At 67.4% G+C, this 16,797-nt stretch carries 13 protein-coding genes; 8 read left to right on the top strand and 5 right to left on the bottom strand.

Annotated elements, in window-relative coordinates; translation table 11 throughout:
* Positions 1 to 219 precede the first annotated feature (219 nt).
* From FHR22_RS21885 to FHR22_RS21900, 4 genes are read right to left on the bottom strand one after another with little or no spacing between them, the layout of a single operon-like run.
* Complete coding sequence (locus tag FHR22_RS21885; protein WP_166946345.1) at positions 220 to 870, bottom strand: class II aldolase/adducin family protein; 651 nt, start codon at positions 868 to 870, stop codon at positions 220 to 222.
* Positions 867 to 1,811: a carbohydrate kinase family protein gene (locus FHR22_RS21890; protein WP_166946347.1), complete on the bottom strand. Its 945-nt coding sequence runs from the start codon at positions 1,809 to 1,811 to the stop codon at positions 867 to 869. The genes FHR22_RS21885 and FHR22_RS21890 overlap by 4 nt, the downstream gene beginning before the upstream one ends.
* Before the next feature lie 2 nt (positions 1,812 to 1,813).
* The gene (locus tag FHR22_RS21895; RefSeq protein WP_166946349.1) at positions 1,814 to 3,088 is read right to left on the bottom strand and encodes an aminotransferase class III-fold pyridoxal phosphate-dependent enzyme; all 1,275 of its coding nucleotides are present in this window, start codon (positions 3,086 to 3,088) and stop codon (positions 1,814 to 1,816) included.
* A gap of 19 nt (positions 3,089 to 3,107) precedes the next feature.
* Positions 3,108 to 5,345 carry a TonB-dependent receptor gene (locus FHR22_RS21900; RefSeq protein WP_166946351.1) on the bottom strand — a complete coding sequence of 746 codons (2,238 nt, stop codon included), beginning with the start codon at positions 5,343 to 5,345 and terminating at the stop codon, positions 3,108 to 3,110.
* A 151-nt stretch (positions 5,346 to 5,496) separates the two neighbouring features.
* On the opposite strand from FHR22_RS21900, the gene FHR22_RS21905 reads away from it, so the two are divergent.
* From FHR22_RS21905 to FHR22_RS21920, 4 genes are all read left to right on the top strand, one after another.
* Positions 5,497 to 6,183 (top strand): TetR/AcrR family transcriptional regulator, encoded by a 687-nt coding sequence (locus tag FHR22_RS21905; protein WP_166946353.1) that lies wholly within the window; start codon positions 5,497 to 5,499, stop codon positions 6,181 to 6,183.
* Positions 6,180 to 7,322, top strand: coding sequence for an MFS transporter (locus FHR22_RS21910; protein ID WP_166946355.1), 1,143 nt, complete (start codon positions 6,180 to 6,182; stop codon positions 7,320 to 7,322). Before FHR22_RS21905 ends, FHR22_RS21910 begins: the two co-directional genes overlap by 4 nt.
* 84 nt (positions 7,323 to 7,406) lie before the next feature.
* Positions 7,407 to 8,312 (top strand): alpha/beta hydrolase, encoded by a 906-nt coding sequence (locus FHR22_RS21915; RefSeq protein ID WP_166946357.1) that lies wholly within the window; start codon positions 7,407 to 7,409, stop codon positions 8,310 to 8,312.
* Between the two features lie 28 nt (positions 8,313 to 8,340).
* Positions 8,341 to 9,342, top strand: coding sequence for a substrate-binding domain-containing protein (locus FHR22_RS21920; protein WP_166946359.1), 1,002 nt, complete (start codon positions 8,341 to 8,343; stop codon positions 9,340 to 9,342).
* 130 nt (positions 9,343 to 9,472) lie between these two features.
* Here the strand turns inward: FHR22_RS21920 and FHR22_RS21925 are convergent, their stop codons facing one another.
* Positions 9,473 to 10,402, bottom strand: a complete 930-nt coding sequence (locus tag FHR22_RS21925; protein ID WP_243853988.1) for an alpha/beta hydrolase — start codon at positions 10,400 to 10,402, stop codon at positions 9,473 to 9,475.
* 160 nt (positions 10,403 to 10,562) lie between these two features.
* Here FHR22_RS21925 and FHR22_RS21930 point away from each other — a divergent pair, with 160 nt between their 5' ends.
* Genes FHR22_RS21930 through FHR22_RS21945 form a run of 4 tightly spaced genes read left to right on the top strand, consistent with a single transcriptional unit; the run spans position 10,563 to position 16,788 of the window.
* The gene (locus FHR22_RS21930) at positions 10,563 to 12,857 is read left to right on the top strand and encodes a TonB-dependent receptor (RefSeq protein WP_166946363.1); all 2,295 of its coding nucleotides are present in this window, start codon (positions 10,563 to 10,565) and stop codon (positions 12,855 to 12,857) included.
* Between the two features lie 4 nt (positions 12,858 to 12,861).
* A complete protein-coding gene (locus FHR22_RS21935) occupies positions 12,862 to 13,821 on the top strand; it encodes an alpha/beta hydrolase (protein ID WP_166946365.1) in 960 nt (319 codons plus the stop codon).
* On the top strand, positions 13,821 to 15,305 hold the full coding sequence (gene treF / locus FHR22_RS21940; RefSeq protein WP_166946367.1) for an alpha,alpha-trehalase TreF: 1,485 nt from the start codon (positions 13,821 to 13,823) through the stop codon (positions 15,303 to 15,305). The genes FHR22_RS21935 and treF overlap by 1 nt, the downstream gene beginning before the upstream one ends.
* Before the next feature lie 4 nt (positions 15,306 to 15,309).
* Positions 15,310 to 16,788, top strand: coding sequence for an AMP-binding protein (locus FHR22_RS21945; protein WP_166946369.1), 1,479 nt, complete (start codon positions 15,310 to 15,312; stop codon positions 16,786 to 16,788).
* The last annotated feature ends 9 nt before the right edge of the window (positions 16,789 to 16,797 follow it).

A 16,797-nucleotide genomic window follows, 5' to 3' on the forward strand; every position in this document is an offset into this window, starting at 1 on the left:
GGACGGAGCGATGGATTTGAATTGCCCGGATGGCGGCTTTGGGATGGGGAGCTGCCACTCGCTCACCCTCACTTCGTCATCCCGGACTTGATCCGGGATCCACGGCGGCGCTGAATAAATGGACCCCGGATCAAGTCGGGGTGACGATGATCGAGATGTCCGCGAACAGCCGGGTTCCCGGCATTCCACGGCGCCGCCCAGCCCATTGCAACGCCCGGCCTAATCCCGGTCATCCCGTTGCCCATATTGCCGGAAGGCGCCGAGAATCCGTTCCATTTCGGCGGGATCGAGCAGCTTCGGGCCGCCGATCGCGAGCGTACCGCAATAGATCGCCGCCTGTTCCTCGATCTCCTCGGCGATCGCCATCGCGGTCGCGAGGCGGGGGCCGAGCGCGATCAGGCCGTGGTTCGCCATCAGGCAGGCGAGGCGGCCGTCGAGCGTCTCGACGACACCCGCCGCCAGTTCCTCGCTGCCGAAGGTGGCATAGGGCGCGACGGGGACGCTCGCGCCGCCGCTGACCGCGACCATATAATGAAGCGGCGGAATCTCGCGGTGCGCGCAGGCGAGGATCGTCGCATGGCGCGCGTGGCAATGAACGATGGCGTTCGCGTCGGCGCGCCGCCGGTACAGGCCCATATGCATCCGCCACTCGCTCGACGGGCGCGCCGCGCCCGCCGCGACGCTGCCGTCACCGCCGACGAACACCATCGCTTCGGGGGTCAGCCGATCGGGGGTCACGCCCGACGGCGTCACGAACATGCCGGCGCCGAAACGGAGCGACAGATTGCCCGACGTCCCGCGATTGAGCCCGCGTGCATCGAGCGCGCGCATCGCATCGACCAGCTGCTGCCGGGCTTCGTCTTCGGTCATCGCGCCTCTTCCCTTACCGGCGTATCGCGCATGAACGCGAGCGTCGCATCATAGCTTTCGAGTGTGCCCAGCGTCCCGACCCCGAGCGCGACCTGCGCCGCGGTGGCGACCCCGAAACGCAGCGCGTCGGCGGGATCGAGACCGCGCGCGCGCCCGGCGATATATCCCGCGCACAGGCTGTCGCCGCAACTGGTCGTATCGACCGGATCGATCCGGTGCGCGGGCGCATGGACTTGCCGGCCCGGAAGAACGAGCAAAGCGCCTTCGCCGCCCATCTTGATCAGGCACCCGCCCGCGCCGCGCGCCATGAAGCGGCGCGCGCCCTCGACCGGGTCGTCGGTCCCGGCGAGCACGCGCACTTCGGCGAGGCTGGGCATGAACAGGTCGACGTGCGGCAACAGCGTTGCCAGATCGGCCCCGGCCGCGTCCGATGGCGCGATCAGATCGCACGAGGTGAACACGCCGCGTGCCCGCGCCTGACGGAGCAGATCGGCGCCTTTCCCCGCCGCGCCCGGAAAGCCCACCCCGGCCCAGTGGACGGCCGCGGTGCGGCCCAGCGCCGCAAAGACCGCGTCGGTGACGGGCGCAAAGATGCTTGCCCCCATCATATGCCAGTTCGGGCGATCGCCGTTCGGACGGACCGGCAGCACGGTGGTCGACGTCGGCCAGCCCGGATCGACGGCGAGCAGGCTGGTGTCGACGCCGGCCGCATCGAACATCGACCGGATCAGCTGCCCCTGCGGATCGTCGCCGACCGCCGAGGCGATCGCGGTGCTGAGGCCCAGCCTTTGCGCGACGAAGATGGTTCCCCCCGCGGTCCCGGCCGGCGACAGGACGATCTTTTCGACAATCTCCCCCGTCTCGCCCTCGGGCAGCGACGCGACGGGATGGACGGTGATGTCGATCGTCGTGAGGCCGACGGCGAGCAGGTCGAGCGGCATCTTCAGCCGGCCGTCGCCGCCGCGAGCGCGACCAGGACCGGATGCGGCGCGAGTTCGCCGCGCCGCGCCGCGAGCGCCGCAAAGGCGCCATCGGCCGCGGCAAGGGTCAGCGCGATGTCGGCTTCGGACATCGCGGCGCACAGGAACATATTGTGCCAGGGATGCATATAGACGCCGCGCGCCAGCATCTCTTCGGCCCAGCCATAGCCGGTACGGAAATCGGGATCGCCCGCGAACAGGATTTGCGGCATCTGGACCGGACCGGTCTGGCGCAGCGTGAAGCCGTGGCTCGCCGCCGCGGCGTCGAGCCCCGCCCGCAGCTGTTCTCCCAGGCGGACCATATGCTCGAGATAGTCACTCTCGCGGATGATCCGCAGCGTCTCGATCGCGGCCGCCATCGGCACCGCCGAGAGCCAGAAGGAGCCGGTGGCGTAAATGGCGCCCGCGCCCTCGCGGCAGCGGTCCGCGCCGAGCAGCGCCGAAATCGGATGGCCGTTGGCGAAACATTTGCCCCAAGTGCTGAGGTCGGGCCGGACGCCGAGCTCGCTCCAGCTGCTGCCGCGCGCGAGGCGGAAGCCCGCGCGCACCTCGTCGACGATCAGCATCGCCCCTGCCCGGTCGCACAAGTCGCGTGCGCGCCGGGCATAGGCCGGATCGGGCGCTTCCTGATCGATGAAGGCATCGTGGCGGAAGGGCGAGGCGAAGATCGCGGCCAGGTCGTCACCCGCCTCCGCGACGGCCGCTTCGAGACTCGCGGCATCATTATAGACATAGGCGCGGACATGGGCGCGATCTTCGGCGACGGTGCCGGCGGGGATCGGCGTGCACCAGGGCGCGGCGCCATGATAGGCACCCTCTGCGACCAGGACGATGCGCTTGCCGGTCTGCGCGCGCGCGCTGCTCATCGCCATCGTCGTCGCATCGGTGCCGTTCTTGCAGAACATCGCCCAGTCGGCATGGTCGACCATGCCGACGAGCGTTTCGGCCAGTTCGACCATCAGCGGCGACGGCCCGGTCAGCGTGTCGCCGACCGCCGCCTGCGCCTGTGCCGCCGCCTCGACGCGCGGATCGCGATAGCCGAGCAGGCTCGGGCCATAGGCGCACATATAGTCGAGATAGCGGTTGCCGTCGGCGTCCCAGATATAGGCGCCCTCGGCCTTGCTGAAGAATTGCGGGAAACTGGCGGGCAGCAGCCGCACCGATTCATGTCCGTACATCCCGTTCGGGATCACCTTCAGCGCGCGCGCGCGCAGCGCCGCATCCTGCACATTGTTCATTTCGATCTCGCTTGCCGGGTCAGAATTTCACGACGGCCTGGACGCCATAGGTCGCAGGGTCATTGTAGTTGAGCTGGTCCATCGTCACGACCGGCGACACATAGGTCACATAGCGCGTGCCGGTGATATTCTTGGCCCAGAGCGCCAGTTCGAGCTTTTCGTCGCGCGACAGCCAAGACAGCCGCGCATTTGCGGTGCCATAGGGTTTGACGCGATTGGCCCGGGCATTGTCGGGCGTCAGGAAGGTTTCCGACTGGAGGCTGCCGTCGACGCGCAGCCGCAGCGCGCTGTCGCCCGGCAGCGGCTGGGTCAGCGCGAAACCGGCCGAGATCGCGACTTCGGGCGCGTTGACCAGCTTGTTGCCCGAATAATCCTCGGCCGCGAGCGCGGTGAAATCCTTGTAGCGCGCGTGCAGCAGGCTGGCGTTGACGAAGGCGTTGAAATAGCGCGACGGCTGCGCCTGCAGTTCGATTTCCAGGCCGTAAAGCTCGGCATTGCCCGCGTTGAGCTTGCGCTGGACGGGCAGCACCCCCGACGTATCGAAGACGAACACCTGCAGGTCGCGATAGTCGTAATAAAAGACCGCGGCATTGAAACGCAACGCCCGGCCGGCAAGGTCGCTCTTGAACCCCGCTTCATAGGCGTAGAGCTTTTCCGAGCGGAACGGCTGGAGCTGCGCCGGATCGCTCGACGAGCCGCCGGCGAAGCCGCCGCTGTTATAGCCCTTTGAAGACGAGGCGTAGAAGAGCAGGTCGTCGGTCGCCTGGAACGACAGCGCGGCGCGCCACGACAGATCCTTGAAGGTCTTCGATCCGGTGAAGTCGAGCACCGGCACGGTGATGACATCGTCGAAGAAGCTGTGGAAATCGAAATCGATGCTGTCGACCGAATAGCGCAGGCCGCCGGTCAGCGTCAGCCGGTCGGTCAGCTTGACGTCGGCCTGCGCGAAGGCGGCCCAGCTTTCGGTCTTTTGCGTATAGGGATAGGCGAAATTGCCGATCGAATTGACCGGGTCGAGCGTGCCGGGCAGATCGTCGGGATCGCGGAAGACGCGCAGGATGTCGAACGCGCTTTCGGTGACGAGCTTGTCGTGGAAATAATAGCCGCCGACGATCCAGTTGACCGCGCCGCCGTCCTTCGACTGCAGCCGCAGTTCCTGGCTATATTGCTGCGGCCGGTCGATATAGGTCGCGGTCAGCACATTGTTCGGGCTCGCGTCGGTATCCTCGACGGTGCTGCGGCGCACCTGTTCATAGGCGCTGATCGAGGTCAGCGTGATGCCGCCCATATCGATGCTCGCGGTGAGCGAGGCACCGAACACATTGACGCGCTCCTGCCCCTCGATGTCATAGTCGCCGGCGTTGAGGTCGCCATCGGTGTCGGCATAGCCGAGGCCGTCGAGCGGCACGCCATTGGCGAAGTTCGGGTTGCCCGCGAAATCGACGCCCTGTCCGCGATGCTGGAACTGGCGCGCGCCACCGCGATTCTGCCCGCCGTGGACGATCGCGCGGATCAATATGTCCGAGTTCGGGGTGAAATCGACGATCGCGCGCCCCGCCCACATGTCGAGGTCGTTGAGCTTGTGGCCGGTGACGCGGTTGAGCAGCCAGCCGTCGCGGCGCAAATAGGTGCCCGCGACGCGCGCCTTCAGCACATCGCCCGCGATCGGCCCGCCGACGCCGCCTTCGACCTGCACTTCGTTGAAGCGGCCGTAGGAGAGCGCGGCATTGGCTCTGAATTCGTCGGTCGGCTTGCGCGACGAGAAACGGATCGCGCCCGCCGTGGTGTTGCGGCCGTAAAGCGTGCCTTGCGGCCCCTTCAGCACCTCGATGCCTTCGCTGTCGAAGACGTTGAACAGCTTGCCGGCGTTCGCGCCGAGGAAGACGTCGTCGACATAGACGCCGACCGCGCCCGTCGTGTTCGAATTGAAGTCGCCGATGCCGACCCCGCGCAGGAACAGCGAGGTCGTCGTCGCCGAGGTGCCCGCCTGCGACGACAGGCCGGGGACGAGGATCGACAGGTCGCGCGGGTCGCGGATGCCGACCTCGGTCAACGCGTCGCCGCTGATCGCCGTAATGCTGATCGGCACATCCTGAATATTCTGCGCCCGCCGCTGGGCGGTGACGACGATTTCGCCGATGCCCTCTTCGCCCGCGGACGCCGCACTGGCCGAACCGGCGGCGCCATCCTGTGCCACCGCCGTGGCCGGCATCAGCGCCAGCAGCGAGACCGAAACCAAAGCCAAAGCGCGTTCCATCGGAGCCCCTTTCCCATTTTCGGATATTTGTCCGATTTAAAAACCAAGAATCGGCAAATCTGTCAAGGAAATTTCAAAATCAGCATTATAACCAGATAAAAGTTGCTTTTATTGTGTCGCAGGGGAATGATAGATGCCATCAGGAGCACCCATGACGACCACCGATGTTGCCCGTCCCGAGATCCGCCGCCCCGCGCAGAAGCGGAGTCGCGCGCGGTTCGAAGCGATCCTCGATGGCGCCGAACGGCTGCTTGATACGCTGTCGCCGTCGGCGATCAGCATCCATGCCATCGCGGCCGAGGTCGGCATTTCGCCACCGTCGATCTATCACTTCTTTCCCGAACCGCAGCTTGTGTTCAGCGCGCTCGCCGAACGCTATCTCAAGCATTTCGAAGAGGGCGTACTGACCGAAGTGCCCGACGATGTCGAAAGCTGGCAGGATTTTCAGACGCTGCAATATCGCGCCGGCCGGAACTGGTTCAACGCGCACCCGGCGGCGCGGCAGGTCCTGCTGGGCGGCCCGGCGTGGTCGTCGGACATCCGCATGCAGGATCTCGACAGCAATTTCGTGATGGCGGGCCACAGCATCGCGGTGATGACCCAAAAATTCATCATGCCAGAAATCCCCGACCTGCACGACCGGCTCGTCGAGGTGATCGTGATCAACGACGCGATCTGGTCGCTGTCGATCCACCGGCACGGCCTGATCACCGACGCGATGGAGGAACAGGCGCGCCGCGCGCGCATCGCCTATTCGCGGACCTTCCTTCCCGAATATTTGCCGCTGCGCGCGGACCCCGAATATTTGCCGCTGCGCGCGGACAAGGCGGCGTCTTGACCGCCGCGCCGCCGCCGGTCACGGGGCGGACGCTCGGGGTCTCCCTCCTGATCGGTTCGTGCGCCCTGCTCGTCCTCGGGGTCCAGCCGGTGCTGCTCGGCGCGATGGTGGAGGAGGGGCGGATCATCGATGCCGAGGTCGGCAATCTGGTGACGGTCGAGATGCTCGCGATGGTGCTCGGCTCGCTGGCCGGGATCGCGCTGCTTCGCCAGCTGCCCGCGCGCCTCGTCATCGGCCTCGCCGGGCTGGCACTCGCGGGCCTCAATCTGGCGATGACGGGCCGATCGGGGCTGATGATACTCCTGCTCCTCCGCGCCGCCGCGGGGATCGGCGAGGGGGTGCTGGTGGCGTCGGCGCTCGTCGCCATTTCGCGCGTCGCGCGGGTCGAGCGCGCCAGCGCGATCTTCCTCGCCGCCCAGACCTTGCTGCAGGCCGTCGTCGCGGCGCTGCTCCCCCTCGTCGCCGTCGCGGGTTCGCGCACCGACAGCGCGCTGATCGCGCTTGCCGCCGCGGGGGCGGTCGCGGCCGTGGCGGCGCTTTCGCTTCCGTCCCGTCTGCGGCCCACCGCGCCCGATGCCGAACGCGGCGCGCTGACGCCCGCCAGCCTGACCGCGCTCGCCGGGGCGGGGCTCTTCCTCGGCGCGATCGTATCGGTGTGGAGCTATTTCGGGCTCTGGCTCATCCATTATGGATATCCCCCGGCGTTCGAGGGGATCGCCGTGTCGCTGTGCCTGGTCGCGCAGGTTGCCGGCGCGCTCACCGCGGCGCGCTTCGGCGAGCGCCTGCCGAACCGGCGGACCATCGCCGCCTGCGCGCTGGCCGGGGCGCTGCTCGTCACCGCCTTCTTCCTCGGCCGGGGAAGCGCGGCGGCGATCATCGCCGTCAGCATCGCCTTCGGTTTCGTCTGGCTGTTCACCCTGCCCTTCTTCGCCGGCTGGCTGATCGAAATCGATCCGGCCCGCCGCGCCATCCTCTACCTCACCGCGTTTCAGCTCGGCGGCGCGGCGCTGCTGCCGTCGCTCGCGGGCGTCGCCGTCGGCCGCTTTTCGGTCGATGCGATGCTGGTTTTCAGCGGAGCGATTTTCGTGACGCTGGCCGCCGTCGTCCGGGGCGCCGGCAAGCTCGTTCCGCAACGCTGACCGACGGCGATTCGGGCTCGCCGCAAGAGCCGTTGGACAAGCGTGAATGGCATTGGTATCGATGTCATCGCGAAAGGATATTCCATGCTCGATCCCGATATTGCCGCCTTTGCCGGCGAACCTGCCGAAATGCCGCCGCTGACGCCCGGCCTCATCCCGATGCTGCGCGCCAATATGGCGATGATGGCGGCGGCGATGCCGGGAACCGATATCGATCATGTCGAAGACCTCGACGCCGACGGCGTGCCGGTGCGCCTCTATCGCCCGGCGTCGGATGCACCGCTGCCGTTGCTCGTCTTTCTCCACGGCGGCGGCTGGATGTTCGGCGATTTGGAGACGCACGACGCGATGACGCGCCACCTCGCCGCGGCGAGCGGCTGCGCGGTGCTTGGCGTCGGCTACCGGCTGGCGCCCGAGCATAAATATCCGGCGGGGCTCGACGATGCCATGACCGCTTTTGCCTGGGCGCGCCGGTCGGCGGCCGGGCTTGGCTGCGATCCCGCGCGGATCGCGCTGGGCGGCGAGAGCGCGGGCGGCAACCTGACCGCCGCCGCCACGCTGCGCCTCCGCGACGAAGGCAAGCCGCAACCCTTGTTCCAGCTGCTGATCCACCCCGCCACCGACCTCGGTTTCTCCCTGCCCGCGTTCACCGAGGTCGCGGCGCCCGGCCTGTCGAAAACCTATCTCGATGCCTGCCGCGAATTTTACCTCGGCGCCGCCGACGTCGCCGATCCTTTCGTCTCGCCGCTGCGCGCCGGCCGCCACGACGGACTGGCCCCGGCGATCGTCCTGACCGCGTCGGAAGACCCGCTGCGCGACGATGGCGAATATTATGCCGCCGCGCTGGTTCGCGCCGGGGTCGAAACGCTCGCCCGCCGCCTGCCCGGCCTGCCGCACGGCTTCCAGTTCCTGCCGATCACGATTCCGGCGGTGGCCGCAGCCAATGATTTGATAGGAGGGCTGGTCCGCCGCTACTTCGCGGCTACATAGGGACCGGATTTTCGGGGGACGTTCATCGATGAACAAGATCGGCAAGGACGAACGGCCGACCATGGAACGGGTCGCGGCGCTGGCCGGCGTGTCGAAAATCACCGTTTCGCGCGCGCTGCGCGGCAGCGACCTCGTCCGCCCCGAAGTGCGGACGCGCATCGCCGAGATCGCGAATCAGGTCGGTTACCGGATGAACGTCGCGGCGCGCAGCCTGCGCACGCGCGAGACGCGGACGATCGCGGTCGTGATCGACCAGATCGACCCCGGCCGCCAGTCGCACACCGACCCGCTGATCCTCTCGATCATCGGCGGGCTGCTCGAAACGCTGACCCCGGCCGGCTATTCGACCCTGCTCACCACCAACGAACATTTCCTGTCGTCGAGCGCCGTGGGCGCCGACGGCGCGGTAATGCTGGGGCAAGGCGAAGGCGCCCACCGGGTGACGCAGGTCTCGGCGATGAGCCTGCCGATCGTCGCCTGGGGCGAACCCGTGCCCGGCGTCAGCGTGAAAGTCGTCGGCAGCGACAACCGGATGGGCGGCAAGCTGGCCGCCGGACATCTCGTCGCGCGCGGCGCCGCGCGGCTGCTGTTCCTCGGCGATGTCCAGCATCCCGAAATCGCGGCGCGCCTGGAAGGATTTCGCGAAGCGCTGGCATCGAGCGAAGCGCGACTGGTCGACGTGCTGCCCTGTCCGTTCACCGCCGAAGGCGGCGCCGCGGCGGTCGGCGGCGCGATCGACGCCGGGATGGCGTTCGACGCGATCTTTGCCGCAAGCGACTCGATCGCCGCGGGCGCCTGCGACGCGCTGTCGAACCGCGGCATATCGGTGCCGGACGAGATCGCGATCGTCGGCTTCGACGACGCGCCGGTCGCCAGCGTCCACCGCCCGTCGATCAGTTCGATCCGGCAGGACGGCGCCGAAGCCGGCCGCGCGCTCGGGCAGGCCGTCATCGACCTCATCGAAAAGCGCGCGGTCCCCGCCGCGCACGCCCTCCCCGTCGAACTCGTACCGCGCGAAACGAGTCGTTAGACGGACCCCATTAAATCCTATCCGAAAATCCTCTTCCGTCATTCCCGCGCAGGCGGGAATGACGGAAGATTATGGGTCCTGACCTGGTTGTGATTCCGCAGACGCGGAAGGATCGGTAACGCGCTTCGCTTCAGCCCAGATGTTCGCGGAAAAATGCCGCGATGATCGCATAGGTTTCGACCGATTCGGGCAGGCCGACGTCCATATGATGCGCGTGCCAGAGCCCGTCGAAGAGGACGAAGCGCGCATCGACGCCTCCCGCGAGCAGGCGCCGGTGCATCACCGAAACCGCGCTCGCTGCGAAATCGCGCGTTGCCGAGATGAGCAGGCTCGGCGGGAATTTCGCCAGCCATTCAGGGTGCCCCGCGGACAGGACGAGCGGATCGTCAAGGTCGGCGCCTGCAAAATAGGGAAGCCCGGCGATGCGCGGCGTTGCGGCGGCACCGGCGCGCGGGTCGAAGAGCCGCTGCGCCAGCGCCGCGTCGCCCGCGAAGTCGAGCGGGGCGCCGTGGAATATCCCGATCGCCGCCGGCCCGGGCAGGCCGTCATGCAGGATGCGCACCACCGCCTGCGTCGTCAGTACCGCACCGGCCGAGCAGCCGTAGATGCCGATCTGTCCGGGATCGGCCTCTGCGAGCAGGGCGCGATAGACCGCGACGATGTCGTCGACCGCGGCGGGATAGACATGTTCGGGCGCCAGCCGATAATCGACCGCGATCACGCGCAGGCCCGAAACCGCCGCGACGGGCACCGCCTCGAGCAGCGCCCCCGGCCCTTCGCCCCACATGAAGCCGCCGCCATGGAGACATAACAGCACCGGCGACGGTCCGGCGCCGCCGGCCGGGGCGACGTCGTAGACCTTCACCCCGGCGATCTCGCGCTCGGCGATATCCACCGCATAGCGGGCTTCCGCCTTGTCGAGCAGGCGCTGGTTATAGGCGGCGAAAAAGCGCCGCGCCGCCGCCAGGTCGGCGGGTGCGGCGGACTCAGCCAGATAGGCGGTGAACCGGGCCTTTGCTTCGTCGCTGACCCACGGGCCAAATTGCTCGGCATCCTTCATCACGCCTTCTCCCTGTTATCGATAGCAGTGGTTCGCAACGTTCGTTGATAGCCCCTATGGTTTCCGGCGCAACAACTATTGACATCGATAACATTTTGCCGCAACCGCTGGCTCGACCGGATGAATCCGGCTATCCTTTGGGAGGGAAGAGATGATTTCGATGCGTTCCGCCTTTCTTGTGGCCCTCGCCAGCGGCGCCAGCCTGCTGCCCGCCGCCGCCTTCGCGCAGGCCGACGCGTCGCCGCCGGGCGAAACCGCGGTCAGCGACGACAGCGGCCTCGGTGATATTATCGTCACCGCCCGCCGCCGCGAAGAGAATCTGCAAAGCGTGCCGATCGCGGTCACCGCCTTCACCGACGAAGCGCTCGAGCAAAAGGGGATTAGCGACCGCACCTCGCTCGCCGACAACACCCCCTCGCTGTTCACGATCAGCGGCGGCTATCCGCGCGAATTCGCCTATTTCGCGCTGCGCGGCCAGGGACCGGCGTTCGGCTCGACCCCGGGCGTGGTCAATTATTTCGCCGAAGTGCCGAACAGCGTCAACGTCGATGGCCGCGTCGGCACCTATTTCGACATGGCCAATATCCAGGTGCTGGCGGGGCCGCAGGGCACCTTGTTCGGCAAGAATGCGACCGGCGGCAATATCCTGTTCGAACCGGTCAAGCCGAAGGACGAGTTCGAAGGCTATGTCCGCGTCCAGCTCGGCAATTATGACGACCGCCGGATCGAGGGCGCGCTCAACACCCCGATCGTTCCCGGCCGCGTGATGCTGCGCATCGCCGGCGAGGTCGGCCGCCGCGACGGCTATACGAAGGACGTCGGCCCCTTCTTCGCGGGCAAGGATTATGACAATCTCGCCTATGAAAGCTTCCGCTTCGGCCTGACCGTGCGGCCGACCGACAACATCGAACTCTATACGATGGTCCGCTATTATCATTCGGAAAACAACGGCGGCGGCACCGTGCTCGGCGCCTATAATCCCGCGGCGGGCTTCGACGCCACGGCGCTGGGGCTGGGGTTCCTGCCCGTGGCGGCCTTCTATCCCGGCGTGCTGACCGCGGTCGCCGAACAGCAGGCGCGCGGCCCGCGCCGCGTATCCTACGACCTCGACCAGTTTTCGGAGACGAAATATTGGCAGGTGATCAACCAGGCCTCGGTGCAGCTCAGCGACAATATCAAGCTGCGCAATATCATCAGCTATTCGGAGCTGCGCACGATCTACGGCTATGACTATGACGCCATGCCGTTCCCGATCGCGGGCCAGCGCGGGCGCATTCCGACCGTCGCCCCCAATTTCTTCACCGAGGAACTGCAGCTTCAGGGCACCCTGTTCGACGATGCGGTCGATTTCTCGGTCGGCGGCTATCTCGACCGGCAGAGCTGGTCCGACCCGGCGGGGATCGAGGAATATACCTTCTTCCCGATCGGCACCCTGCTCCCGACGATTTCGGGCTTTTTCACCCAGACGAACAAGAGCGAAGCGGTGTTCGGGCAGGCGACGGTCGATCTTGGCAAGCTGTCGGGCGCGCTCGCCGGGCTCAGCGTGACCGGCGGGCTGCGCTATACCTGGGAGCATAGCTTCACCGCGCAGACGATCGGCGGCCCGCCGACGGTCTCGGGTTCGGTCGACAGCGATTATCCAAGCTACACCGCGACGCTCGACTATGATGTGACGCCCGGCGTCCACGTCTATGTCACCGCGCGCGACGCGTACAAGTCCGGCGGCGTGAACGGGCCGGTGCCGGTCGATTCGGAATTCCGCACCTACAAGCCCGAACGGCTTTCCGACATCGAGGTCGGGCTGAAGTCGCAATTCTCGCTCGGCAATGTCGATGTCCGCGCCAATATCGCCGCCTATCGCGGTATCTACGACAATATCCAGCGCACGACGGCGGAGGTGGTCGAAACGCCCGGCGGCACGATACCGCTCAACGTCACGCGCAGCGCGGCGAAGGGAAAGATCCAGGGCGTCGAGCTCAATCTGGCGGTCGTGCCGGTGCGCGGGCTGACGCTGAACGGCAGCTATTCCTATATCGATGCGCGCTACACCGAGGTCGCCGATGCAAGCGCGGGCGCGATCCTCGACGGCGCACCCTTCCCCTATACGCCGAAGCACAAGATTTCGGTCGGCGGCTCGTACGAAACCTCGCTCGGCAGCGCCGGCGACATCGTGCTCGCGGTCAACTATGCCCGCCAGAGCAAGGTTTCGACCGCACAGACCAACGCCTCCTTCTACAACTTCCTGCCCGCCTATGGCCTGCTCAACGCCAGCATCGAGCTGAAGGATATCGGCGGGCGCCCGATCGACCTCAGCCTGTTTGCGAACAATATTACCAACGAGGCGAAGCCGGTCGGCGTGCTCGACCAATATGCGCAATCGTCGGGCATGGTCGGGCTGACCTATACCGAGCCGCGGATGTACGGCGTGCGGATCGGCTATCGTTTCGGACGCTGAACCGATGGGTGACCGCTCCAAACAACAGCCGCCCCTGGCCCCGACGGTCAGTGCCGAGGCGCGCGCGGTCATGACGCCGCTGATCGCCAGCGGATCGGCGCCCGAAATGACCGCGACGCTGATGCGCAATGCGATCACGCGCAAGGCGGTGCGCGCGGCGGCGGCCAATCATCTGAAGCCGCTGAACAAGAGCCGCGCGAAACGCTTCGACGTCGAAGTGAGCAAGGGCAGCGTGGCGGGGGTACCGGTCAAGTTCGTCCGCCGCCGGGGCAGCGATGCCGAATCGGACCAGCGGCTGCTGATCAACTTCCACGGCGGCGGCTTCATGGTCGATTCGGGATCGGAGACCGAGACGATTCCGATCGCCGGGCTGACCGCGATTCCCGTCGTCACGGTGATGTACCGGATGGCGCCCGAACATCCTTTCCCCGCGGCGGTCGACGACGCGCTGGCGGTCTATCGCGACGCGCTGGCGCAGCGGCCGGCGGCCGCGATCGGGCTTTACGGCACCTCGGCCGGCGCCATATTGACGATCCAGCTATTGGCGCGGATCAAGGCCGAAGGGCTGCCGATGCCGGCGGCGGCGGGCGTCTTTTCGGGGTCGGCCGACCTGGCGCTGGTCAGCGACTGCGAAGCCTTTCTGCCGTCGATCATGGGCTCGCGGACGGGGCCCGAGGTGCTGGCGGATTATAGCGCCGGCACCGGGCGGACCGATCCGTTGCTGTCGCCCATCTATGGCGATCTGTCGGGCCTGCCGCCCACATTGTTGATGGCGAGCACGCGCGACCAGTTGCTCAGCCAGACGGTGCGGCTCCATCTCGCGCTGCGCAAGGCCGGGGTCGATGCCGACCTGATGGTCTATGAAGGCATGCTGCACGCCTTCTGGGCCTATATGGAATGCCCCGAAACCGACGATGCGCTGGCGGCGCAGGCGGCGTTTTTCAGCCGTCATCTGGCGCGCTGATGCGACCCGATTCCAGCCCCGCCGACCTGTTCGGACCCCTCCTCGCCAAGGTGCAGGAGCGCGCGATCCTGCCCGACGGCAAGACCTTCGTCGATGCGCTGCCCAAACGGCCGGTCGCCGACATCATGCACGACTTCGCGCGGCTTGCCGCGGGCGACGAGGCATTGCGCGCCTTCATCGCCGCCAATTTCGACCTGCCGGCCGCCGGGCAGGGCGCCCGCCCGGCGGTGCTGCCGCTGCGCGCGCATATCCGCGCCCTGTGGAAGGACCTCGCCCGCGCGCCGAAGGAAGCCGCGAGCGGATCGGCGCTGCCGGTGCAGCACCGGCATGTCGTGCCGGGCGGACGCTTTCGCGAAATCTATTATTGGGACAGCTTCTTCACGATGCTGGGGCTCGTCCGCGACGGCGAGCTCGAACTCGCCAACGGCATCGTCGATGCGATGACCGACCTCATCGAAACGCACGGCCATATCCCGAACGGCACCCGCACCTATTATCTCGGCCGGTCGCAACCGCCGCTGTTCCATATGATGGTCGAACTGCTGGATGACGGACGCCGCGACGTCGCGGCACGCCGGCTGTCGGCGATGAAGCGCGAACATGCGTGGTGGATGGCGGGGGCCGAAACGCTCGCGCCGGGCAGCCATGGCGCGCGGGTCGCGCGGCTGGCCGACGGCCATCTGCTCAACCGCTATTGGGACCCGCGCGACACGCCGCGCGACGAAAGCTGGCGCGAGGATGTCGCGACGGCCGCCGAAAGCGGCCGCGCCGCCGCAGACGTCTATCGCGACCTGCGCGCCGGAGCCGAAAGCGGCTGGGACTTCTCCTCGCGCTGGCTCGATGGCGACGCGCTGCCGTCGATCCGCACGACCGCGATCGCCCCGGTCGATCTCAACGCCTTCCTGTTCGGGCTGGAAATGGCGATCGCCGCGCGCGGCGATGGTGAGGCGGCGCATTATGCGCGCCTGGCCGATGACCGGCGCGACGCGATGAACCGCCATCTCTGGCATGCCGGCGGCGGCTATTTCGCCGACTATGATATCGAACGCGGCCAGCTCCGTACCCCGCTGACCGCCGCTGCGCTGGCCCCTTTGCTCGTCGGCGTTGCGACGCAGGACCAGGCCGACAGCAGCGCGGCCGCGGTATCGTCGCAGCTTCTCGCGCGCGGCGGGCTGAACACGACCTTGGCCGAGACCGGCCAGCAATGGGACCGGCCGAACGGCTGGGCGCCGCTGCAGTGGATCGCGGCGGCGGGCCTGCAACGCTATGGCCATGACAGGCTCGCGCGCGAGATCGCCCGGCGCTGGGTCGATACGGTGGGGACGACCTTTGCCCGCACCGGGCTGCTGTTCGAAAAATATGATGTCGAGCGGGCGGTCGTCGGCGGCGGCGGCGAATATGAAACGCAGACCGGGTTTGGCTGGACAAATGGCGTGACTGCCGATTTTATCGACAGTTACGATCTTTCGCCTTTTGTGGAGTAGCCCGATGTCCGACCCGAGTTTCGACCAGATATTGTCGGCGCACGGAAGCGGACCGCAGGCCGGTGAAACCGCGATCACCTATCCGGGCGAGCGGCTGAGCTGGGCCGAACTCGACGCCCGCGCCGCGGCGCGGGCGCGGCGGCTGGTGTCGCTCGGTGTCAAGCCCGACGATTTCGTCGCCATCTCGCTGCCCAACGGGATCGACCATCATATCGCCAGCTTCGCGGCGTGGCGCGCAGGGGCGACGCCGTGCATTCTGCCGACCAAGCTGCCCGGCCACGAACTGGCGCAGATCGTCGAACTCGCCGCCCCCGCCGTCCTGATCCGCGGCGGCGACGGCCCCGAAGGCGTGCCGCGACTGGCGCCCGATGACGATGATGACAGCGACGCCGCGCTGCCGCCCGGCCTCGCCGCCGCGCATTGGAAAGCGGTCACCAGCGGCGGGTCGACCGGCCGCCCCAAGCTGATCGTCGACCATGCCCCGGCGCGCTTCGGCGAACGGCTCGACGGCCTGATCCATCTCGTCCGCATGCCGCGCGGCGGCGCCATCCTCAACCCGGGGCCGCTCTATCACAACGCCCCCTTCTTCTTCACCAGCCTCGCGCTGCTCGCCGGGTCGCGCGTGATCGGGATGAGCCGCTTCGACCCCGAAGAGGCGCTGCGCCTGATCGAGCAGGAGCGCGTCGAATGGGTGTGCATGGTGCCGACGATGATGCAGCGCATCTGGAGCCTGCCCGCGGAGGTGCGGACGCGCTACGACCTCTCCTCCCTGCAATGCGTCTGCCATATGGCGGCGGCGTGCCCGCCGTGGCTCAAGCGCGCCTGGATCGACTGGCTCGGACCCCAGCGCATCCTCGAAGTCTATGCCGGTACCGAGGGCGCCGCGCTGATCATCACCGGCGAGGAATGGCTCGCCAAGCCCGGCTCGGTCGGCAAGGCGCCGCCCGACGTCGTCACCATCATCGACGAGCACGGCCTGCCCTGCCCGCCCGGCGAGATCGGCGAGATTTATTTCGGCGGCGATGCCTCGACGCGCTTCCATTATGTCGGCGCCGAGGCAAAGCTCGACGGCGAACAACGGCTGTCGCTCGGCGACCTCGGCTATGTCGATGCCGACGGCTATCTCTTCCTCTCCGACCGGCGCAGCGACATGATCATCCGCGGCGGCGCGAACATCTATGCCGCCGAGGTCGAGGCGGCGCTGAGCGAACATCCCGAGGTGGCCGACGCGGTGGTCGTCGGACTGCCGTGCGACGACCTTGGCCAGCGGGTGCACGCGATTATCGAGGGCGGCGAAGCGCTGTCGATCGACGCGGTCGGCGCGTTCGTCGGCACCCGGCTCGCCAAATATAAATGCCCCGAAAGCTATGAGGTCACCGCCGGGCCGCTGCGCAGCGACGCCGGCAAGGTGCGCCGCGCCGCGCTGCGCGATGAGCGGCTGCAATGGCTGCAGGATGGCAAGCCCTTCCGGCGGACCCGCTGACAGCCATCC

The sequence above is a fragment of the Sphingopyxis panaciterrae genome (assembly GCF_011762125.1).
Classification (GTDB): domain Bacteria; phylum Pseudomonadota; class Alphaproteobacteria; order Sphingomonadales; family Sphingomonadaceae; genus Sphingopyxis; species Sphingopyxis panaciterrae.